Origin of the sequence: Gemmatimonas sp. (genome assembly GCF_021298855.1) — a bacterium.
Taxonomy (GTDB): domain Bacteria; phylum Gemmatimonadota; class Gemmatimonadetes; order Gemmatimonadales; family Gemmatimonadaceae; genus Gemmatimonas.
In genome coordinates, this window is record NZ_JAJTHI010000021.1 from 1 (window position 1) to 22,527 (window position 22,527).

17 protein-coding genes are annotated in these 22,527 nt (G+C 66.8%); 11 read left to right on the top strand and 6 right to left on the bottom strand.

Annotated elements, in window-relative coordinates; genetic code table 11:
* The 5 genes from LW840_RS08025 to LW840_RS08045 all read left to right on the top strand — a co-directional run.
* On the top strand, positions 1 to 1,192 hold a 1,192-nt coding region (locus LW840_RS08025; RefSeq protein ID WP_291276772.1), incomplete at its 5' end, for a TlpA disulfide reductase family protein.
* Between the two features lie 486 nt (positions 1,193 to 1,678).
* Positions 1,679 to 2,446 carry a DUF3800 domain-containing protein gene (locus tag LW840_RS08030; protein ID WP_291276773.1) on the top strand — a complete coding sequence of 256 codons (768 nt, stop codon included), beginning with the start codon at positions 1,679 to 1,681 and terminating at the stop codon, positions 2,444 to 2,446.
* 349 nt (positions 2,447 to 2,795) lie between these two features.
* Entirely contained in the window at positions 2,796 to 3,059 is a 264-nt protein-coding gene (locus LW840_RS08035) for a helix-turn-helix domain-containing protein (RefSeq protein WP_343213828.1), read from the top strand.
* A 169-nt stretch (positions 3,060 to 3,228) separates the two neighbouring features.
* Positions 3,229 to 3,732 carry a TspO/MBR family protein gene (locus LW840_RS08040; RefSeq protein WP_291262047.1) on the top strand — a complete coding sequence of 168 codons (504 nt, stop codon included), beginning with the start codon at positions 3,229 to 3,231 and terminating at the stop codon, positions 3,730 to 3,732.
* Between the two features lie 113 nt (positions 3,733 to 3,845).
* Complete coding sequence (locus tag LW840_RS08045; RefSeq protein ID WP_291276775.1) at positions 3,846 to 5,486, top strand: amidohydrolase family protein; 1,641 nt, start codon at positions 3,846 to 3,848, stop codon at positions 5,484 to 5,486.
* A gap of 4 nt (positions 5,487 to 5,490) precedes the next feature.
* Here the strand turns inward: LW840_RS08045 and LW840_RS08050 are convergent, their stop codons facing one another.
* On the bottom strand, positions 5,491 to 6,561 hold the full coding sequence (locus LW840_RS08050; protein ID WP_291276776.1) for an alpha-hydroxy acid oxidase: 1,071 nt from the start codon (positions 6,559 to 6,561) through the stop codon (positions 5,491 to 5,493).
* A gap of 35 nt (positions 6,562 to 6,596) precedes the next feature.
* On the opposite strand from LW840_RS08050, the gene LW840_RS08055 reads away from it, so the two are divergent.
* Together LW840_RS08055 and LW840_RS08060 are read left to right on the top strand one after the other, a co-directional pair.
* The gene (locus LW840_RS08055) at positions 6,597 to 6,959 is read left to right on the top strand and encodes a hypothetical protein (protein WP_291267772.1); all 363 of its coding nucleotides are present in this window, start codon (positions 6,597 to 6,599) and stop codon (positions 6,957 to 6,959) included.
* 34 nt (positions 6,960 to 6,993) lie between these two features.
* A complete protein-coding gene (locus LW840_RS08060; RefSeq protein WP_291267773.1) occupies positions 6,994 to 8,454 on the top strand; it encodes a M20/M25/M40 family metallo-hydrolase in 1,461 nt (486 codons plus the stop codon).
* Positions 8,455 to 9,047: 593 nt separating this feature from the next.
* On the opposite strand, the gene LW840_RS08065 is transcribed toward LW840_RS08060, so the two are convergent.
* Genes LW840_RS08065 through LW840_RS08085 form a run of 5 tightly spaced genes read right to left on the bottom strand, consistent with a single transcriptional unit; the run spans position 9,048 to position 12,148 of the window.
* Positions 9,048 to 9,791, bottom strand: coding sequence for a DUF4159 domain-containing protein (locus tag LW840_RS08065; RefSeq protein WP_291268219.1), 744 nt, complete (start codon positions 9,789 to 9,791; stop codon positions 9,048 to 9,050).
* On the bottom strand, positions 9,791 to 10,168 hold the full coding sequence (locus LW840_RS08070; protein ID WP_291262053.1) for a thioesterase family protein: 378 nt from the start codon (positions 10,166 to 10,168) through the stop codon (positions 9,791 to 9,793). Before LW840_RS08070 ends, LW840_RS08065 begins: the two co-directional genes overlap by 1 nt.
* Positions 10,102 to 10,980 (bottom strand): RnfABCDGE type electron transport complex subunit D, encoded by an 879-nt coding sequence (locus LW840_RS08075; protein ID WP_291276777.1) that lies wholly within the window; start codon positions 10,978 to 10,980, stop codon positions 10,102 to 10,104. The genes LW840_RS08070 and LW840_RS08075 overlap by 67 nt, the downstream gene beginning before the upstream one ends.
* Positions 10,977 to 11,939, bottom strand: a complete 963-nt coding sequence (locus LW840_RS08080) for an FAD:protein FMN transferase (protein ID WP_291276778.1) — start codon at positions 11,937 to 11,939, stop codon at positions 10,977 to 10,979. Before LW840_RS08080 ends, LW840_RS08075 begins: the two co-directional genes overlap by 4 nt.
* On the bottom strand, positions 11,936 to 12,148 hold the full coding sequence (locus LW840_RS08085) for an FMN-binding protein (RefSeq protein WP_291262056.1): 213 nt from the start codon (positions 12,146 to 12,148) through the stop codon (positions 11,936 to 11,938). The genes LW840_RS08080 and LW840_RS08085 overlap by 4 nt, the downstream gene beginning before the upstream one ends.
* Positions 12,149 to 12,926: 778 nt before the next feature.
* On the opposite strand from LW840_RS08085, the gene LW840_RS08090 reads away from it, so the two are divergent.
* The 4 genes from LW840_RS08090 to LW840_RS08105 all read left to right on the top strand — a co-directional run bounded on the left by LW840_RS08090 (position 12,927) and on the right by LW840_RS08105 (position 22,333).
* Positions 12,927 to 16,031: a SusC/RagA family TonB-linked outer membrane protein gene (locus LW840_RS08090; protein ID WP_291276779.1), complete on the top strand. Its 3,105-nt coding sequence runs from the start codon at positions 12,927 to 12,929 to the stop codon at positions 16,029 to 16,031.
* A 12-nt stretch (positions 16,032 to 16,043) separates the two neighbouring features.
* Complete coding sequence (locus LW840_RS08095) at positions 16,044 to 17,429, top strand: hypothetical protein (RefSeq protein WP_291268215.1); 1,386 nt, start codon at positions 16,044 to 16,046, stop codon at positions 17,427 to 17,429.
* Between the two features lie 405 nt (positions 17,430 to 17,834).
* Positions 17,835 to 20,912, top strand: coding sequence for a SusC/RagA family TonB-linked outer membrane protein (locus LW840_RS08100; protein ID WP_291276780.1), 3,078 nt, complete (start codon positions 17,835 to 17,837; stop codon positions 20,910 to 20,912).
* Positions 20,913 to 20,920: 8 nt separating this feature from the next.
* A complete protein-coding gene (locus LW840_RS08105) occupies positions 20,921 to 22,333 on the top strand; it encodes a hypothetical protein (RefSeq protein ID WP_291276781.1) in 1,413 nt (470 codons plus the stop codon).
* Positions 22,334 to 22,527 lie beyond the last annotated feature (194 nt).

Here is a 22,527-nt window from a genome sequence, read left to right on the forward strand (position 1 = left end):
CCAATACGCTGAGGCGGTCGACGATTCGCTCGCCGTGAAGTATTGGGCCACACGGCTCGAGAAGGATCACCCACGGTCACGCGTGCTCGCCATGGGGCGAATGTGGAGGGCGCTGCAGGGTACCAGTGAGCGCGATGAACGGCTGCGCCGTCTCGAGACGCTCTGGCACACCGACAGCATGAACCGCGCTGCGTTGTCGCTCCAGGGCTTCGTGATCGCCAGCCAATCGCGCGAAGCGAGTGCCTTGAAGACGTGGGGGGAACGCCTCCTGTCGTTCGGTCCACCCGGATACTTCGAGGCGCCCATTGGAGGGGCATACGCCGAAATCCCGGCGCTCGCTGGCACAGGGGCAGCCATGATGCGGAAGCAGTTGGCGCGGTTCGGCGACGTATCGGACAGTACCCGACCACTTGGTCTGACGGTCGCGCAAGCCCAACGTGAACATTCGCAGTTCGTGGCCAGTACACTGTTGGCGCTCGGGCGCGCGCTGCGCAACGTCGGCCGCGAGGCGGCGGCCGCCGACACGCTTGCAGTGGCAACGCGAATGACATGGCGAAGCGACCTGTATGGTGAGCTGAGCGACCTGCACCTCGCGATTGGCGACACCATCCAGGCAGCGCGGGCTGCCGCATTTGCCTCAGCCGACCCCTCGATACCCACCACACAACGCGACGGGTGGCGCGCCCGTTTTGCGCGCTTCGAGAAGAGCGGCGAGTGGGCCGTGTGGGAGCGGGCGGCGAGCGACAGCATGCGCGCCAGGCTGGCAGCGAACGGCGTTCGTCGGCACTTGCCGGGCATCGTGCGGCTCGTCGATGCAGAAGGCAAGGAACAGAGTCTCGAGTCGCTCGTCGGAGGAAAACCCACCGTCTTTGCGTTCTGGTCGCGGTGGTGCGGAGGCTCCCTGCAGGAGCTTCCCGAATTGCAGCGTGTCAGTGGAGAGCTCGCCCGAATGGGTGTGCGGCTGGTGGCCGTGACCACGGACAACATCGACGCCTCACTTCTGGCGTGGATGCGCCAACAGCGATACTCGTTCCCGGTGTTTCAGGACAAGCGCGGTGAGGCGGGGGCCGCCTTCCAGCCCTACGGTACGCCGGACCACATCCTGGTCGACGGGGCCGGCGTTGTACGCTTCGAGCGACTGAGGGCTCGGGAGCTTCCGTCGTACGGTGCACTGCTGGCAGGGGGACAGTGAGGTCCGTCGATGTCCTCCGCCTCGCGGTGGCTTCCGCCCCACCGTGCCGAGGAGGGCGACCAGCCCCGCACGCGGCTTGCCGGCGGCCTGCGAACCTTCACCGACTGAGAAGTGTATGGCGTACTGTGCGACGTGGCGCACCATCCACGCTGCGTTTATGCGCTGGCGACCCCCTGAATGCGTCATACAACGCCACTCAACGGGTCGCTAACTCCCTCTGGTGCCGTGATTTGCGCGCTGCACCTTGAGTATGGGGTTCAGGGGGTCGCGGGTTCGAATCCCGCCGTCCCGACTGTGTAAACGAAAGCCCGCGAAGAGCTGAGCTCTTGGCGGGCTTCGTCATTTTTGTGACAGTTCCTGTGCATGGAAGGCTGGGGAAAGTTGAGGGAAAGTCCACAGCGAAAGTGGTGGGTTTGCGTCGACCACTCACTCCCCGTTCAGATTAGGGCGCCACACGTTCAGCACTGTCACCCCCGCTGAAAGCCAATGAAGGAAATCGACCGCCGTGAGGCCGTGGAGAACGGCGATTACATCGTGTACGTGGACGAGAGCGGGGATCATGGGCTGCAGTCCACCGACCCGAATTATCCGCTTTTCGTACTGGCGTTCTGCATTTTCGAGAAGAGCGCGCTGGCGAACACGGTCGTCCCGGCGATGCTGCGCTTCAAGTTCGCTCACTTCGGCCACGATCAAGTCGTGCTTCACGAGCACGAGATTCGGAAGGCGAAGAATGCGTTTCGCTTCCTAACTGATGCGAGTCTTCGTGCGGCGTTCATGAAAGACATGAGCACCCTCATCGATATCGCTCCATTCACTATTGTCGCAATCGTGATTCAGAAGGAGCGATTGGTCAAGAAGTACCATCGCCCGGAGAATCCCTATGCAATTGGACTTGAGTACGGGCTCGAACGCGTCTGCGCTTTTCTTCACGAGAACGGACAAGATGGCAAGCTCACCCATTTCGTATTCGAGTGTCGGGGCCCGAAAGAAGACAAAGAACTCGAACTTGAGTTCCGACGCGTGACGGGTGGTGCGAACGCTACCTGCAGCAAGATCCCTATTGAGATCATCATGGCCGACAAGAAGACGATTACCACGGGTCTTCAGTTGGCTGACTTAGTTGCCAGGCCGATCGGCCTGCACGTGCTGCGCCCGGAGCAGGTGAATCGTGCCTACGACCTCATTCAGCCGAAGCTCAGGAGAGGTCCACGCGGACAGCTTGATGGCTTCGGCCTTGAAGTGTTTCCGCTCTGAGCGCATAAAGCAGAAAGGCCCCGGTGTTCACCGGAGCCTAGCGCCGACCGGGGTTCCCCAGTCCACTTGATATTGCGTACGGTAAGGTAAGCCCCCCAGCTACGCAAGCTCGTCCGCCGCCGTTGAAGTCGACCCGGTCACCGGATAGGTGCGGAAATGCACACCTGCCGATTGCCAGTGGATGTTCGATATACCGCCCAAGACCTCATCGGACATCCTGTCCGCCCCCTCAGCAACAAATCTTCCCATAGCATCCGTTCACCGCCCAACAGCGCCGATAACGTGCGCCTTGAGACACGCCAGGGGGAACGCGCTCCCCCTACTCTAATCGAGCGCGGACGGTCCGCACTTGTGCGGACAAGAGGTTCTTTGGGCGTATCTCAATTCTCGCGACGCTGCCCGGTATCGCAGGCTGTCGCACAAAATGCTCGCCAACTTGCGGGCGCAGGGGGAAGGGCCTGCCTTCCGGAAGGGGAGCGCACGTACGGTGCGCTACGAACAGGCGGCGCTCGATGCGTACGTGGCGCAGAAGGAGGCCGAGTGGCAGGCGCCGGCCCGTAAGCACAACGCCCCGGCGTGTGTAGGTGAACACCCAAACTCCCGCACCGGATGAACGGGCAAGTTCCCGCAGCCACCGGGGATCAGCTGGAGCGGGGGCAGTCGTGATACGGAAGCAGTTGGCGCGGTTTGGCAGATGGTCCACCGGGCCGCCTCACGCCCCCCCGGCTGCGGTCACGCCCCGGGCCCTGTCGCCCGGCCGTGCCGCGCGCGAGCTTACCGCCATGACGTCCGCTGCTGCCGGCCGCGCCCATGCCGGCCTTCCCGCCCTGCTCGTCTCCATCGCCGTGACCAGCGCGGCGGCGGCCGGGGCTGCCGTCGCGTCGCGCTCGTCGGCCGCGTTCTACGCCATCCTCGACAAGCCGGTCTGGGCCCCACCAGCATGGCTGTTCGGCCCGGTCTGGAGCCTCCTGTACCTGCTCATGGCCGTCGCGGCGTGGCGGGTGTGGCGCGCCAGCGGGCTCGCCGGCGCCCGCGCGGCCATGGCGCTGTATCTCGTCCAACTGGCGCTCAACGCACTCTGGACCTGGCTCTTCTTCGTGTGGCGCGACGGGCCGTGGGCCACGGCGGAGGTGCTCGCCCTCTGGGGCTGCATCGTCGCCACGCTCATCGCCTTCCGGCGGCACGATACCACGGCAGGCTATCTGCTGGCTCCCTATCTGGCGTGGGTGTCGTTCGCGACGGCCCTCACGGTATCGGTCTGGCTGCGCAATCCGTCGCTGCTGTAGCCCACCGCGCCGGCGCCCCCACCGCACCGGCGGCTGCCGGCCCCGCCACGGAGCGCGCCTCGCCCCCGCGGTGCTCGCCTTCGCGCGTCCGTCCACATTTCACTCCCCGCGCCATGCCCTCCGTTGTTGCCCGCTGCACCGCCACCGTCACCCTGGCCACCGCGCTCCTGGCGGCCGCCTCGCTGTCCGCGCAGCCCCGCCCGGCCACGGTGCCAGTCGCCGCCACGCCCATCATCACGAAGTCGTTCGGTGACCTGGGGGCGGGCCCGTACAAGGCGCTGGTCATTCGCAACGCGATGGTCATTCCCGGCCATGGCGGCCCGCCGGCAGGACCGTACGACATCAAGGTCGAAGGCAACCTGATTACCGAGATGGTGCCCTTCGACCCGGTCACCGCGGAACGTGCCGGCGCGCGGCCCCGCATGACGGGCGACCGCATCATCGACGCGGGCGGCAAGTTCGTCATGCCGGGCATGATCGATCTCCATACGCACATCCGCACCCTGCCCATGGAGATCGAGTACGTCTACTACCTGAAGCTCGCCATGGGCGTGACCACCATGGTCAATGCCGCCGACCGGGGCTATGCCGACGGCATGCGCGAGGCCAGGCGCAGCGCGGCCAACGAGATGATCGCACCGCGCATGTATCCGCTGGTGAGCTATGGTGCCGGCACGACCTTCTCGCGGCTGCAACTCGACGACCCGTCCATGGCCCCGCAGGTGGTGAAGGCCATGGCCGCCAACGGCGTGCGCGTCATTTCCATGGACCCGTTGGGGTGGAACCTCGAGTTGGTGGGGGCCATTGCGAAAGCCGCCAAGGCCAACGACATGATCACGTCGTTCCACCTCCAGCCGGCCAACACGGCGGTGACCCAGGCGGTGAAGGCCGCCTGCGCCGGGGTCACCATGATCGAGCACCACTACGGCTACGCCGAATCGTCGCTCGACGGGGCCACGCAGGACTTTCCGCGCAACTACGAATACGGCAACGAGAACGACCGCTTTCGCGAGGCCGGACGCGTGTGGACGTACGCCAACCGCGAACGCCTGCTGGGGGCGGTGGTGGATTCACTGGTCCGCTGCGGGGTGACCATGTTGCCCACGCGGGTGGTGTACGAGGCCAACCGCGACCTCATCCGCGCCATGTCGCTGCCGTGGACGGAAAAGTACACGCATCAGGCGCTCTGGAACTGGAACCTGCCCAACCCCGCCTTCCACGGGGCCTATCACTACGACTGGACCAGTGACGACGAATACAACTGGACGGCGGCGTATCGGCTGTGGGGCGATCTCATCTTCGAGTTCAACCGTCGCGGCGGCACCGTGGCCTTCGGCACCGACGACAACTACATCTGGGCCACGCCCGGCTTCTCCACGGTGCGCGAGCTGCAACTGGGGCGCGAAACCGGCATGAAGACGCTCGAGGTGCTCAAGTCGGCCACCTATACCTCCGCGCGCACGCTGGGCGAGCCGAAGCTCGGCCTCGTGCGCCCCGGCTACACGGCCGACCTGCTCATCGTCGATGGCAACCCGGCGGCGAACCTCAAGTACCTCTATGCGTTCGGCGACCTCGCGCTCGACCGCAGCGGCGCCATGATCCGCACCAAGGGCATCGTGCACACCATCAAGGACGGCATCGTGCTCGAGAACGCGAACCTCATGCGCGAAGTGGAGCGCATGGTGCAGGCCTCGCGCACGCTGGCCCCGGCGGCCGATCCGGTGCGCGATCTCTTCAAGCCGTCGCGCAAGTAGGGCGTCAGGCTATCAGATCGGCCGTTGCCTCGGCCGGTGTCCGCACACCGGCCAGGGCAAAGGCCAGATCCACCTCGTCCCGCAGCAGCGACAGCACATCACGTGCCCCCTGCGCACCGTTGGTGGCCAACCCCCACAGGATGGGGCGGCCGAGCAGCACAGCCTGGGCGCCCAGGGCCAGTGCCTTGAGCACATCGGTACCGCGACGAATGCCCCCGTCCACGAGCAGCGTCCCGCGTCCGGCCATGGCATCGGCCACCTCCGGCAGCGCGCGCGCCGTGGGCACGGCCGTATCCAGCTGCCGCCCGCCGTGGTTGGACACGATGACCCCCTGCGCCCCATGCTCGAGCGCCAGCCGGGCATCGTCGCCGCGCACGATCCCCTTCAGGTAGATGGGCAGCCGCGTAACCGACTGCAGCCATTGCACGTCGCGCCACGCAATGCCGGCGTCCCAATGATGCAGAATGAACTGGGCCAGTGCCGACGACATGTCGGCCGATGTTCCCAGGGTGCCGCGCATGTCCACCCCGAGGTTGGGGGCAGGAAACTCGGGCGGGACGTGAAAGCCATTGAGCAGGTCGCGCTCACGCCGGCCGAGCAGGGGGGTGTCCACCGTGAGGACCAGCCCGGTGCACCCGGCGCGTTCCGCGCGCTGCACCAGTTCGGCCGTCACGCCGCGATCGCGATAGATGTACAGCTGAAACCAGAGCAACCCCGTCGTGGCCGCCCGCACCGCCTCGATCGTGCAGTTCGACAGCGTGCTGAGGATCATCCCCGACCCTGCGTGGGCGGTGGCGCGTGCCGTCGCCACCTCGCCCTCGTCGCAGGCCATCTGCTGAAAGGCCATGGGCGCCACGATCACCGGCCACTCGAGACGGTGACCGTCAATCTCCACGGCCAGGTCGCGGCGCGAAACATCGCGCAGCACGCGGTAACGAATGCGCAGGGCGTCCCAGGCCGTTCGCGACTCGCGCAGCAGAATCTCGTCGTTGGCGCCGCCGGCATAGTAGTCATACACCATGCGCGGAAGCCGCTGGGCGGCGTGCGCCTCGTAGTCGTGCAGATTGACGGGCATGGGCGTATTCTATGGGTCGCTCACTCCTTTCGCCCGTGAACAGCCTTTCCTTCACGCGCCTTCGCCAGCGCTACACCGACGATACGACCCTGGGCGGCGCCGGTGCTGCCCCGGCCCTGGCGCGCGCGCTGGAATTCATCGGATGGCGCGCCGTGCGCGAGCCCACGCCGGAGGAACTGGCGGGACACCTGGCCTTGCTGCTCGATCACTGCGTGCATGAGCACCGCGATGTCATGGCGCTCACGGAAGGCGTGGCCATGGCCCTGCGTGACACCGGCCCGCTGCTCGACGGCGGGCTGCCGCCCGTTGCGGCCTACTATCCGGCGGCGGAGTCGCTGCTGCGGCGGTATGTCGCTGATGATGGCCTGGCGCCGCAGGCGGCACCCTCGTTCCTGTAGCCGGTCCTTCCTTCTCACTCCCCAGGAGCTTTCCATGGCTCGCCGTTCCGCTGTACTGGTTACCGCCGTTGCCGCCATGGCGGCGCTGTGGCTGCCGCGCCCGGTTGCCGCACAGCCTGCCTCCGCGGTGTATCGCCCCGGGGCGCTCACGCCCTTTCAGCAGATGACCCGCGAGATCTACAAGGAGCTGGTGGAGATTCAGACGGGGGTGGAGACGGGGAACATCACCGTGGCCGCGAACGCCATGGCCGCCCGCTTTCGGGCGGCGGGTGTTCCCGAGGCGGACATCTTCGTGGGGGGGCCTCGCCCCGAGAAGCACAATGTGGTGGCGCGCCTTCGGGGGAGCGGACGCGGCGGACCGCAGAAGCCCATTCTGCTGCTGGCCCACATCGACGTGGTGGAGGCGCTCAAGGCCGACTGGTCCCCGGAGTTCGATCCCTTCGTCTTCACCGAGAAGGACGGCTACTACTACGGGCGCGGCACGGCCGACGACAAGGCCATGGCCGCCATCTTCGTGGCCAACGTGTTCCGCATGAAGCAGGAAGGGTACGTCCCCGACCGCGACATCATCATTGCGCTCACGGCCGACGAGGAGAGTGGTCCCGCCAACGGCGTGGACTGGCTGCTCAAGAATCACCGGCCGCTGGTGGATGCCGCGCTCGTGATCAACGAGGGCGGTGGGGGCACGCTGCGCAACGGCAAGCCGCTCTTCAACAGCGTGCAGGCGGCCGAGAAGGTCACCACCAACTTCACGTTGCGGGCGACCAACAAGGGCGGGCACTCGTCGGTGCCGCGCGACGACAACGCCATCACGCAGCTCGCGGATGCGCTCGGCAAGGTCGGGCGCTACAAGTTCGCCGTGAAGCTCAACGACGTGACGCGCGCGTTTTTTTCACAGACTGCGGCACTCGAGGAGCCGGCCATGGGGCGGGCCATGACGGCGCTGGTGAAGAACGTCGGCGACGCCGCGGCGGTGGCGGTGGTGACCGCCGATCCTCGCTACAACTCCATGCTGCGCACCACGTGCGTGGCCACGGAGCTCAAGGGCGGGCACGCCACCAACGCGCTGCCGCAGTTGGCCGAGGCCAACGTGAACTGCCGCATCTATCCATCGGAAACGGCGGAGTCGGTGCGGGCGGAACTCGAGCGAGCGGTGGGTGACACCAACGTCAAGGTCATCATTCGGTCGCAACGCCCCAGCACCCCGGCATCGGCGTTGCTGCCGGAAGTGATGACCCCGGTGACCCGCATCACCGCGGAGCTGTGGGGGGCCATGCCCATCATCCCCACCATGAGCACCGGCGCCACCGACTCCCGCTTCTTCCGCGCCCTTGGCATTCCCGCTTTTGGTGTATCCGGGCTGTTCAGTGATCCCACCGTGGACGCACGCGCTCACGGGCGCGACGAGCGCATGGCGGTCAAGAGCTTCTACGAGGGGCAGGAGTTCCTGTATCGCCTGACCAAGGCATTGGCGAGCGCTCCGACGCGGCAGTAGGCGCCCGCGCTCCCATGGCTCCCTTTCTCTGATTCTCCGGTGGTCCGTTCCCCTCCAATGCGCGTCACGCACGGCTGTGCTTGCGGCACGCGCCGCGCCCGGCCGGCGGGGGAACTGACCGAGGGAGAATCGGGGAACGGGGGATATTGGCGCAACGGTCAGGGTACGCCCGCGCTCCAGTGCTCCCTTTCTCTGATTCTCCGGTTGTCAGTTCCCCCCCCAAACGTGTCACGCACGGCTGTGCTTGCGGCACGCGCCGCGCCCGGCCGGCGGGGGAACTGATCGTGGGAGAATCGGGGAACGGGGGATATTGGCGCAACGGTCAGGGTACGCCCGCGCCCCAGTGCTCCCTTTCTCTGATTCTCCGGTTGTCAGTTCCCCCCCCAAACGTGTCACGCACGGCTGTGCTTGCGGCACGCGCCGCGCCCGGCCGGCGGGGGAACTGATCGTGGGAGAATCGGGAACGGGAGATACTGGCGCAACGGTCAGGGTACGCCCGTGCCCCAGCGCTCCCTTTCTCTGGTTCTCCGGTGGTCCGTTCCCCTCCAATGCGTGTCACGCACTGCTGCGCGCGCGGGTACGCGGAGAGACGGTCAGTGCGTGAGCGCGTACACCAGGTAGTTGGTGGCGAACTTGTACGCGTCGTTGCTGAGATTGACTGCGTACCAGCCCTGGCCGGACCACTCCATGTAATCGCCGATGTCGTTGTTGAAGTTCACGATCACCATGAGCCGGCGCGAAGGGTCGTTGCCTTCGAAGATGCCATAGTACTCGGCTCGCGCCGACCGCGTTGACGGGTGGTGCATGCCGTCGAGCGTGCCGATGGTGAAGAAGGCGTTGAAGATGGGGTGCGTGCGGTCGAGACGGATGAACTGGGCCCCGGGGAGCACCGTGCGCATGCCGCGCGCAAACACCTCCCACTGCCGCAAATAGAAGTCGTCGACGATGAGAAAGCCGCCCTTCTGCAGCCAGGCCCGCAGGCCGGCGGCTTCGCTTTCGTCAGGGTACCAGTAGCCGGGCTCCGACAGGTACGCGATGGGATAGCGTGAGAGCAGGGGGTCGTCCATGCGGTGCACGTTGCTCCCGGCCACATGGGAGCGCATCGCCGTGAGATCCTGCACGATGGTCATGAAGTTGCGCTCCATGGCCGGGTAGTCGAACGCCCAGCCATTGGGCCCGAACTCGGTGTAGCGCAGGCGCACGAAGGTGAACCGACCGTCGTACGGCACGTTGGGCTCCACGAACGTGCGAAAGCGCTGTGACCATCCCAGCGACGTGGTAGCCGCCAGCAGCAGCAGCACCCCCAGCACGCGGCGCACGCGGGGCACCACCGACATCAGGCCGGTGGCCGAAGCAGCGTGCGCAGGGCGTCGCGCGTGGCCGCAGGAATCGGGGTGGGGCGCCGCGTCTGGCGGTCGACATGGACGTGCACGAAATGCCCGGTCGCACAGGCGTGCGGGTCGTCATTGCGAAAGATGGCCAGCTCGTAGCGCACACTCGACGTACCCAGATGCGCCACCCGCAGCCCGACGGTGATGCGGTCGGGAAAGGCGACCGGCGCGTGAAAGCGGCACTGCGTTTCGGCGACGAGCGCGATGGTGGCGCCACTCATGACGTCGAGCAGGTGGCGCTCGATGAGCCACCGGTTTACCGCGGTGTCGAAGAAGCTGTAGTAGACGACGTTGTTGATGTGCCCGTAGGCATCGTTGTCCATCCAGCGCGAATCGAGTGCGATGCACGCCGCGTACCCTGCACGCGTTTCCACTTGCGCCATCCTTCCCAGAGATTGGCCACCAGCAACCCACCCAGCAGGAAATACACCGCACCCACCAGCATGAACAGGGCAAAGCTGGCCATGGCGGCCATGACCCCGAACACGATCTGATCGGCCGGCTTGGGGGGCGAGGTGGGCGGATCGGTCAGCATGAAGAGCGCGAAGAACAGCACCATGTGCACATCGGGCGATCGGTACAGCTCGGCCACGCGTGCCGGATCCCCGGCGAAGGCCGCCATCGTGCCGAAGGTGAAGTGCGCGCCAAGAAAGGCCAGCACCAGCGGCAGCTTGTGCAGGCGTCTGGTGATGAAGAGCCCGGTGACGACGGACAGCACCAGCCATGGCGCGGGGAGTTCGGGGAGCGCGCCCCACCAACTCTGTCCGGTGTCGAAGAGGTAGTAGCTGCCCACCAACGCCGCCGCCGCCGGGTTGAGTACGTTCGCCCGGCGCACGCGCAGGGTATGCTTGGCTACGATGCCCAACGCGCCAGTCGCGCCGGCAACGATCCACGGAACATGGGGGCTGAGCACCAGCCCCACCAACCAGCCGGTCAGCAGGGCCCCGTCAGGGACCGTCCACTGACCATCGCGCCACCGCAGCAGCGGGGTGTCGGTAATCATCGCCGCCGTGATGGCCGCGAGCAGCCCCGGCAGCACGAGCATCCACCCGGCATGGTGCGCGGCCGGAACCGTGAGCAGCAGCAGAATGCCGGCGAAGAGCCCCTTGGGTGAACGCAGCCAGCGCGCGGTCATGTCGTCCCGCCGGCGCGGGTGAAGGTGGTGCATCCCCACCCGTGCACCTCGTGGTGGGTACCGTCCGCGTCAATGGAGTAGGCGTCCACCCCGTGCTCGGCGCACAGCGCCGCACCCGCATTCGCGCCCAGCACGAAGGCGGCGGTGGCGAGGGCGTCGGCCACGACGGCGTGCGGCGCCACCACCGTCACACTGCGCAACCCCACCGAGGGAGTCGGCGCCTTGGAGCGCGGGTCCAGCAGATGATGGCCGGCCGCCGTGACGCGGGCGTAGTCGCCGCTCGTGCACAGCGCATACTCTTCTGCCGCGACCTCCACCACGCACGCGGCGCCGTCCTGCTGCACCGGATGACGAACCGCCGTGCGCCACGGCGCGCCCCGCGGATTGTGCCCGCGACAGTGCAGGTCACCGCCGGCCACAACGCACATGTTCGGCACGTCGTGCAGCGACCGCGCGGCCAGGTCCAGGGCAAAGCCCTTGGCGATCCCTCCCAGGTCGAGCATCGTCTGCGGCGGGAGGGCAATCGTGCCGGTCGCCTCATCGAGCACCGCCTGGCGCCACGCGCCCGAAAGGGGCGCAGTCGCAGTGTCGGGGGTGGGATTGCGCGGCACCCGGTGGCCGTCCTGCCACGACCGATCGAAGCCGTGGTGGTGCAGGGCGCGGCCGAGCGTGGGATCGAACGCGCCGTCCGTGGCAGCGGCCACCGCCCATGCCACGCGCAGGAGTTCGAAGAGCAGCGGCGACACCGCCTGCGGGCCTCGCTCGTTGCGGCAGAGCCGGCTCACCTCCGAATCCCCGAGGAAGCGCGAGCCGTGCGCTTCCACCACCCGAAACCACTCCACGGCCTGTGCGGCGCGGGCCGAGGCTTCGGGGATGGCTCCCACCAGCTGCACTGACACCGTCGTGCTCATCGCCGTGGTCACGAACTCCGTGGTTACGAACTCCGTGGCGGCAGTCACTGACGCGCGGCCTTCAGCGCTTCGACGACGGCGTAGTAGAACGCGTTGGCGCTTTCGGTCGCCCCGGACACGTTGTCCACCTCGGGGCTCTGGCGCTCCACGACCTGCGGCTGCAGATGCGCGATCCACGAGCAGGAGTAGCGCGTGAGGCAGCGGCTGATGGCCGCTGCGGTGATGCGCCCCTTTTCGATGATTACGGTAGCCTCCACGTCTCCATGCCGTGAGGTGCCCCACCCGGAGTAGGTGCCGTCCTTCCAGGTTACCGGCCCGGCCGCCGAGGCGGGGGGGACAGTTAGGGGAGGGGCCGGGACCGGGGCCGGGGCCAAGGCCGGCGCGGGGGCGGGGGGGATGGGGAGGGTGGGAACGGGTGCCGGCGCCGGTTCCGTCGAGGTGGGGGGCGGTGTCCCGGTCTCCGTCGAGGTCGGTTTCGCCGGGACGGAGGCCACCGTCGAATTCACTGGGGCGGCATCGGGGGCTGCGGGTGCACGGGTCGCCGGCGCGCTCGGCGCAACCGACCCGGGGTCAGACCCCAGCTCTGACCCCAGCTCTGACCCCAGCTCTGACCCCGGAGCGGGCCTGATGGGCACGCTGGGAGAGACGCCGCCCGTGCCGACCTCGGGACGCCGCACCGTGCTGCGGGCTGCCAGCTCGGCGGCGGCAGCCTCTGTGCGCACGTAGCCCGCCGCATAGGCGGCCAGCACGGCGGCCGTACTCACGGCGAGCAGCGGACCGGAGGGCGAACTCGGCTTGGCGGGCACGGGCGACGGGACGCAGCGAGGGGGAAGGCACCGACCGCATCGCCGGCGCGCCACGGAGCGTACGCCGCAATGAAGGAGAACGTTGGTCCGCCTGCCGGAAGCAGGGATGGAGTTGGGCAATCTGAGGGATGGAACGCAACAATACGGGACAAGGAAACTGCCGTATCGTCTGGTCCCTTTGTTCAAGGTTGGGTTTCGGCACTCACCTTCGCATCGAGGAGACACGCACATGCTCCACTCGTGGCGCCCCCTGTTGGCGTTCGCCGGGCTGTTGGCCCTGGCCGCGCCAGCAGTTCGCGCACAGCAGCCTGGTACGCTGACCGTCACCGTGACCGACGCGGCCAACCAGCGGCCCATCGAAGCCGCACGCGTGTTTCTCGTTGGTACCACCATTGCCGGTCAGACCACGCCCGAAGGGCGTCTGGTGCTGCGTCCGGTGAATCCCGGCAGCTATACCGTTCGCATTCTCCGGGTGGGGTACACTGAACAGTCCCGGCCCATCACGATTGCCGCCGGACAGGGCGCCACGCTGAGTGTCGCCCTCACCGCAGCCGCGGTGAATCTCGCCGCCGTGGTCACCACGGCCACGGGCGAACAGCGCCGCGTGGAAATCGGCAACGCCACCGCCAACATCGACGCGGCCAAGGTGGCCGAGGCGTCGCCGCTGGGGAACCTCAACGACCTGCTCAACTCCCGGGCACCGGGCGTGACCGTCACCAGCGGCACGCAAACCGGAACGGGCGCGCGCATCCGCATTCGCGGCATGAACTCGATCAGCCTCAACAACGAGCCGATCTGGATCATCGACGGCATTCGCATGACCAGCAACAACGCCAACTTCAGCACGGCGACGGGCAGCGGCGGCGGTACCGGCGGCAACGCGCCAAGCCGCGTGGGTGACATCAACCCCGAAGAAATCGAAAGCATCGAGATCGTGAAAGGGCCGTCGGCCGCCACCCTCTACGGCACCGACGCCGCCAACGGCGTGATTCTCGTGACCACCAAGAAGGGTCGTGCCGGGGCCGCCCGCTGGAGCATCTATACCGAAGGGGGCACCCTCTACGACCGCAACTTCTACCCCGACGCCTATTCCCTCTGGGGCAAGCGGCCCAACGAAACGGTCTCGTCGCGCGCCTTCTGCAACCTGCAGCGGGTGGGGACCGGTGAGTGTCGTGCCGATTCCACCAGCTCGCTCAACATCTTCGACGAGCCCGACCTGACACCCATCAAGTCGTCGCCGCGCCGGCAGATCGGCGTGCAGGTGTCGGGCGGCACCGAGGCCGTGCGCTACTTCGTGTCGGCCGAAGATGAACTGGAAGTGGGGGTGCTCAGCCTCCCCGAGTTCGAGCGGGAGCGCTTCGATTCCACCGGTCTGCGCATCTATCCCTGGACGTCGCGTCCCAATCAGATGGGACGACGGTCATTGCGATCGAATGTCAACGCCACCATCAGTCCGAAGTTCGACCTGGGCATGTCCACGAACTTCATCAACGTGGCGCAGCGCTATTCGCTCGAGTCCAACGCCACGGCCGGGCTGGGGTCACACGTCTTCGGCGGTCCCGGCACACGCAACAACGGTGCGGTGACCGGCCTCGGCACACCGCTCAACGGCTACCGGGCCTGGACCCCCGGCTACATGTGGCAGGAGCGCACGGCACAGGAAGTGAACCGGTTCCTCTGGTCCGGGCAGGCCAACTATCGCCCCACGTCGTGGCTGGCCGCGCGGGCGGCGGTGGGCAACGACTGGACGAGCCGCAACGACGAGAACCTGCTGCAGCGTGGCGAGGGACCACCGCTCACGGCCATCACGCGCTTCGGGTCGCGCGGGCTCAATCGCGTCTACATCAACAACCTCACGGTCGACGCCGGGGCCACGGCCACCTACAACTTCCTCGGCTTCCAGAACAAGACCACCGTGGGGGCGCAGTACATCGGCTTCAACTCCAGCTCGGCCACCACCGGCTCCAATCAGCTGGCGCCCGGCTCGCAGAATGTGGCCTCGGGCACGCAGCTCACGGTCGATGAGGCCACCACGCGCCAGAAGACCTTCGGTGCCTTCATCGAGCAGTCACTGGCGTGGCGTGATCGTCTCTTCCTCACGGCCGCCGTGCGTTCCGACCAGAATTCGGCCTTCGGCACCAACTTCCAGAGCATCGTGTATCCCAAGGCGTCCATGTCCTACCTCATCTCCGAGGAAGACTGGTGGAAGGCGCCGAGCTGGGTGAACACCATGCGGCTGCGCTATGCCTATGGGCAGTCGGGCGTGCAGCCAGGCCCCAACGACGCCCTGCGATTCTATACGGCGGGCATCACGAGCGTGCAGAACCTCGACCAGCCTACCATCACGCAGGCGGCGCTGGGCAACGCCAATCTCCGGCCGGAGCGATCGGCCGAGCATGAGATGGGCTTCGAGACGCAGATGCTGAACCAGCGCCTGTCACTCGACTTCACCTACTACAGCAAGATCACCACCGACGCCCTGTACTCGGCCATTCTGCCGCCGTCGTTCGGGTCGGTCACGTCGCAGCTGCGCAACCTGGCATCGGTCAAGAATGCCGGCATTGAGGTCGCGCTCAACGCCCAGCTGGTGCAGCGCGATGCCTTTGGGTGGGACGTGAACATCTCGTCGTCCGCCAACGACAATGCCGTGGTGTCGCTGGGGGGCACGCCGCCGCAGATCGGCACCACCACGCGCATTCAGACCGGGTACCCGGTGGGCGGCCTGTGGGCGCGCCCCATCACGGGGTGGCAGGACAAGAATGGCGACGGCCTGCTCACGTACTTCACCGACGCCGCGCGCAACGAGGTGTTCGTGGGCGACTCCGCCATCTTCCGCGGCTACTCCACGCCGCGCTACATGACCACGCTCATCAACGGCTTCGACTTCTTCGCCAAGAAGCTGCGCGTGCAGACCATGTGGGACTGGCGGAGCGGTGGCCTCTGGTACAACAACACGGAACGGATTCGCTGCACGCGACCGAACTGCTCGGGGCGGCTCAATCTCAACGCCGATTTCATCGACCAGGCCACGAACATCGCGGCCAATGAACATGCGGCGCGCACGCTCGACGGCTTCTTCCAGAGTGGCGCGTTCGTGCGCCTCCGCGAGGCGTCGCTGCAGTACACCTTCTCCAGCGACATGGCCAAGCGGCTGGTGCGCGGGCGCTCGCTTTCCTTCGTGGCCACGGCGCGCAACCTGAGGCTGTGGACCAACTACCGCGGCACCGATCCGGAGTCGGGGTTCAACACCACCAGCGGGACCGAGGCGCCGAGCGAGTTCCAGACCGTGGGGCCGCCGAGCTACTTCATCATGCGTTTCAACATCGGCTTCTGAGGACACCGACCCATGACGACTCAATTCTTCCGGGGCCGGCGCTCACGTGCACTGGGTGTCGCCGCCGCGGCGCTCGCCCTGTCCCTGACGGCCTGTCAGACCGCCAATGATCGCCTGCTGGGCGTCACCGATCCCGATATCATCAATCCCTCGGATATCGTGAGCGCCGACGGCGCCGTGGCGTTGGCGAATGGCGCCATTGGCACCTTCCGCAGCATCACGGGGGGCGGCGAAAGCACCTGGCTCTTTGGCGGGCTGCTGGCCGATGAATGGTCCACCAGCTCCACCTTCATCCAGAACGACGAGACGGACCAGCGGGTGATCCAGGAGTTCAACTCCTCCATCACCGGCATGATGCGGCAGCTGTTCCGCACCCGGCAGCGCGCCAACGAGGCCATCGAGTCCCTGCTCAAGTTCAGCCCTGCTTCACGGGCGCTCATTGCCGAGATGTATCTGGCACGGGGCTTCGCCGAGCTGCAGTTGGCGTCGGACTTCTGCAACGGCATTCCGATCGGCAACGTGTTCAACGCCGAGCCGGTGAACGAATCGCCCAAGAGCACCCAAGTGGTGTTCCAGTACGCCGCGGCGTCGCTGGACACGGGACTCACCTATGCCAATGGCACGGCCGCGGCGAGTGTGCTCATGAACCGGGCCATTCGTGTGGCGCGGGGGCGCGTGCACTTGGCGCTGGGGCAGTTCGCCGAGGCGGGTACCGTAGTGGGGAGCGTACCCACCGCCTTCAACTATCAGCACTCCTTCTCGCTCAACACCAGCACCAACACGCTGTGGGGGCAGGGCATCAGCTCGCGTCGCTACAGCGTGGGGGACAGCGTGGAGGGGAACGCGCGCAACATTCTGGTGGCCAACGCCATCCCGTTCGCCTCGGCGCGTGATCCGCGGTTGCCGGTCACCATTCCCACGTCCGGCGCCATCAACGGGCAGGATGGCCAGACCTACGCGCGCACCACCACCATGTGGGGGCAGCTCACGGCGGTCGATGTGGCCAACGGCATCGATGCGCGCATGATCGAGGCGGAGGCCGCGCTGCGGGCGGGGAACGTGACGCAGTGGCTGGGCATCCACAATGCCTTGCGGGCCACGCCGCCCCGCCTGGGAGAAATCCAGCCTACCGCATTGGCCCCCCTGGCCGATCCGGGCACGGAGGCGGCGCGGGTGAATGCGCATTTCCGCGAAAAGGCCTTCTGGACCTTCAGTCGCGGGCAGCGGTTGGGGGACATGCGGCGGCTCATTCGTCAGTACGGCCGCACCGAGCTCACGGTGTTTCCCCAGGGCGTCCACTACAAGGGTGGCAACTACGGCAAGGACGTGAACCTGCCGGTGGTGACCGACGAGCGGAACAACGCGCTGTTCAACGGCTGTACCGACCGGAATCCCTGAGGGCCCGGGCGTACACCGATGTTATCACGGCCCCTGTCTCCTGGAGACAGGGGCCGTGTCGCGTATCGCTTGTTTCGGAAACAGCGCGCATCTGGTGGCGCGGCCTCGCGGTGAGTCGCTGAACAGAAGGGGAGCCGCCGTGGTGACGCCATACGGGCGCTGCGTGGTTGTTCGTTGCGCGTTGGTGGAACGAGTCGAGCAATGAGGGCCGTTGTCGCTTGATCTGCCTGTCTCCGCGCTTACACTTCGGCTGGCGAACACCCCCGGTACGGCGCGGGGCGACAGCTCTCCCTGTTGTCCGAGCGCCGTGCGGGTCGCTGCAACCCGGCGTTCTCCCCTCCCGAACGTCGGTCCCCCTCCACCAATCCGTCGCCCTTGCGGGCGTCCGGAGGCGAATTCATGAAGATGAGTATCCCGCGGGTCGTGCGGGCCATGGCGGCGGCCGTGCTGGCCGTCGTGGTCCAATCGGGTACACTGGCTGCGCAGGATCGCACCGGCGTGGTTGCCGGTCGCGTGATTGAAGCGGGCGGTGCCCCCATTCCCAACGCACAGGTGTCGATTGCCGGTACCACGCTTGGCAGTCTGACGAACGCCGAAGGGCGCTTCACCCTGCGCGGCGTGCCCGCCGGCAACGTGACGGTGCGCGTGGCGCGCATTGGCTACGCCGAAAGCACCAAGCCCGCCGTCATCACGGCCGGCTCCACGACCACGCTGGATTTCTCGCTCACCAAGGTGGCCGTGAACCTCACCGCCGTCGTGACCACGGCCACCGGTGACCAGCGCCGCCTGGAAATCCCCAACCAGATCGCGCAGATCGACGCCGCCAAGGCCATCGAAAGTGCGCAGATCAGCAACGTGGGCGACCTGCTCATCGGCAAGGCGGCCGGCGTGCAGCTGCTCCCCGGCTCGGGCGTCAACGCGGCGTCGCGTATCCGCATTCGCGGCACGTCGTCCATCTCGCTCAGCAACGATCCCATCATCTTCGTTGACGGCATCCGCATCAACAGCTCCACCTCGGGGCTTGGCACGGGTGGCGCGCCGGCAGGGCGCCTCAACGACATCAACCCGGAAGACATCGAGACCATCGACGTCATTCGTGGTCCCGCTGCGTCGGCTACCTACGGGACCGATGCCGCCACGGGCGTCATCGTGATCACCACCAAGAAGGGGCGCCAGGGCGCGGCCCGCTGGTCGGTGTACACGGAGCAGGGCGTTACGCGCGATCGCAACAACTACCCCGACGCCTACACGGCATGGGGGCGTCTGGCCAACCAGACCAACCCGGCCAACAACGGCCGTGCCGCAGACTGCCAGATCAATACGATCGCCGCGCGCACCTGCGTGGTGGACTCCATCACCACCTTCAATCTCTGGCGCGACCCGCGCGCCACGCCGCTCAAGGACGGCATCCGTCAGCAGTACGGCATGACGGTATCCGGCGGCACGGAAGCGGTGAACTACTTCACCGCCGTCGAACACGAGCGCACCACGGGCACGCTGGGCATGCCAGAGTTCGAGCGCGACCGCTTCGCGCGGCAGGGTATCGCAGTGCGCGAGGAGTGGGCCGACCCCAATACCTTCCAGCGGTTCAGTCTGCGCTCCAACATCGACATCAAGCCGTCGCAGAAGCTCACCATTCCCATCCGCAGTTACTTCCTCAGCAGCCAGCAGCAGGCGCCGCAGGACGGTAACAATACCACCGGTCTCGGCTCGCACGCCTTTGGCGGCCCCGGCACGCGCAACCGGACGCTCACGGCCGGCGGCACGGACTCGCTGTATGGGTATCGCCAGTTCACCCCGGGCGACATTTTCCAACAGTACAACAACATCGACCTGCAGCGCTGGATCGGCTCGGTGAGCCCCCTCTGGTCACCCACGTCGTGGTTGCAGATGCGCGGGAACGCCGGTCTCGACTACTCGGCCGAGTCGTACGACAACTACTGCCTGCGTGACCAGTGCCCGAACTTCGGGCAGAACCGCCTCGGCTTCAAGAGCACAAGCCGCTCGCGTCAGTTCCAGTGGACCGCCGACTGGTCGGCCACGGCCAGCTTCCGCCCGCTCGAATGGCTCTCCACACGTACCACGGGCGGCTTCCAGTTCGTGCACCGGCAGGACGACGCCTACAACGCCAGCGCCGCCCAGTTGCCCCCGGGCGGTATCACGCTCAGCCAGGGCTCGGTGCCGTCGGTAAGCGAAGGCACCACGGTGTCCAAGACGGCCGGCGTGTTCATCGAACAGAACGCCCAGCTGTTTGATCGCCTCGACCTCGTGGCCTCCGTGCGCGGCGACAACAACTCCGCGTTCGGCCGCAATTTTGGTACGGCGTACTACCCGCGCGCCGGCGCCTCGTACCGCATTTCCGAAGAGGCATGGTTCCCGCTCAAGGACCAGATCAACCAGCTGCGCCTGCGGACCTCGTGGGGGCAGGCCGGTATCCGCCCGGGCACCACGGCGGCGCTGCAGTTCTTCGCCTCGAACGTGTACCGCGAGAATGCGGCCGATGTGCCGGGGCTCATTTACCAGACGCTGGGCAACGCCAACCTGCGCCCGGAAACGGTCACTGAAGTGGAAGGCGGGTTCGACCTGGGGCTGTTCAACGACCGCATCACCACGTCGCTCACCTACTACGACAAGAAGTCGAGCGACGCCATCGTGAACCAGACGCTGGCCCCGTCTATTGGTACCGGCTCGACCGCGCGTGCGGTCAATGTCGGCGCCATCCGCAACTGGGGCTGGGAGTACCTGGTGACCGCGCGTCCGGTACAGTACAGCAAGTTCAGCTGGGACGTTACGCTGAATGGCTCGTACAACAGCAACGAGGTGCTCGACCTGGGCGGCCAGCCGGCCGGTACGGGCACGGTGCGCAACGCCGAGGGCTTCCCCATCAGCTCCATCTGGGACCGCCCCTACACGTTCGCCGACGCCAACGGCAACGGCATGATCGAAATTGCCGAAGTCAACGTCGACTCCACGCCGCGCTACATGGGGTACAGCGTGCCTCGTACCGAAGTGTCCATCCAGAACGGCTTCGACCTGCTGAAGGATGGCCAGCTGCGGCTCACGTTCCTCATTGACGGCAAGCTGGGTGGGCTCCTCAACAACACCACGGAGCGCTTCCGCTGCGCCACCCGCCTCAACTCGCAGGAGCGTATCGATCCGTCGGCGCCGTTGGCGCGCCAGGCGCGTTGCGCGGCCTTCCAGAAGCCGGGTGTGCTCTCCACCAACTTCGGCTTCTTCGAGCCCACCGACTACTGGCGCCTGCGTGAACTCGCCGTGTCGTGGCGCATTCCGCCCAGCCTGGCGAGCCGCCTGCCGATGGCCAAGAACGGGACCATTACGCTCTCCGGCCGCAACCTGAAGCTGTGGAGCGACTTCACCGGCGTCGATCCGGAAACCACCGGCGGCGTTGGCAACATCCAGGACGAATTCCAGATCACGCCGCCGCTCCAGACGTGGACGGTGCGCTTCAACTTCGGCTTCTGAGACACCCCATGCACAAGTTGATTTCGAACGGGGCGCGCCTCGCGGCTGTGGCAGCCGGAGCCGTCTTCGTGTCCGGCTGTCAGATCGACAGGCTGGTGCAGGCCACCGACCCCGACATCATTGGCGTGGAGCTGGTCGCCAGCCCCACGGCGGCCAATGCGCTGCGCGTGGGTACGCTCGGCCGTTTCAACGCCAACACCACGGGCGGCGAGTCCATGTTCCTGTACGGCGGCCTCTTCGGCGACGAATTCGGAACGGGGGACACCTTCACGCAGCGCGTGGAAACCGACCAGCGCGCCCTCACCCCACAGAACGGCAACATCACCTCGGCCTATCGTGGGCTGCACTTGCCGCGCATTGGGGCCATCCAGACGCGGGAGGCGCTGGCCCAGTACGCGCCGCTCGCCCCGGCGTGGAACTACAGCGAGATGTTCTTCGTGGAGGCGTACATGATCAACCTGCTGGCCGAGTACTTCTGCAACGGCCAGCCCATCAGCAGCATCCGTGATGGCGTGGAGACGTACGGCGACCCGCAGCCCAACGCGGCGCTCTTCACGCTGGCGCTGGCCAAGGTGGACTCGGGGCTCACGCGCCTGGGCAGCACCACCGGCACCAACGAAACCCGTGTGCGCAACTCGCTCAACATCCTGCGTGCGCGCATCCTGCTCAACCAGGGGAACTTCGGGGCGGTAGCGGCCACGGTAGCGGCCGTGCCCACCACCTTCACCTGGAACCAGGAGCACTCGCTCACGGCCCGTACGCCGGGGGTCTGGTCGCTCATCAACAACCAGCGTCGGTACCTCGTGGCCAACAACGAGGGGCCGCTGCAGATGAACTTCGGCACCGCCAACGACCCGCGCGTACCCACCTGCTCGGTGGGGCAGGCGGCGTGCACCGCGGTTGGACTCACCACGTCGCGCCCGTTCGACAGCGGCAACACGGCGGTGCCCAACATGCTGTACCAGCTCATCTGGACCACCGACGCGTCGTCGGTGTCGCTCATCAACGGGCTGCAGGCACGGTTGTACGAGGCCGAGGCGCTCAATCGCACCGGCAACTTTGCCGGCGCACTGGCCATCCTCAACAGCCTGCGCGCCACGCCACCGGGGTATGGCCGTACGATTGCGGCCATGACGCCGCTCGCCGATCCCGGCACCGAAGCGGGTCGCCGTGACCTCATCTTCCGTGAGAAGGGGTTCTGGCTGTTCGGCACCGGTCACCGGTACCCCGATATGCGCCGCATGATGCGGCAGTACGGAATGACGGCCAACCAGGTGTTCCCCAACGGCAACACCTGGCAGATCAATCGCGCGCCGGGCTACGGCAACGACATCGTCTTCCGCACGCCCACCGCGGAGACGTTCAATCCGCGCGTGCCGCAGGTGAATGGCGAAGCGCAGTGCATCGACCTCAATCCGTAAGCGATCGGGTCGGGTGACGTGAACGAGGGGCGGTGCCTTCGGGCACCGCCCCTCGTCTGTTCTCGTGCCGTTCGCCGCTGGGGTCGGGGCGGGGCAGGGTCAGAGCATTGCTCTGACCCCAGCTCTGACCCCAGCTCTGACCCCAGCTCTGACCCCAGCTCTGACCCCAGCTCTGACCCCAGCTCTGACCCCAG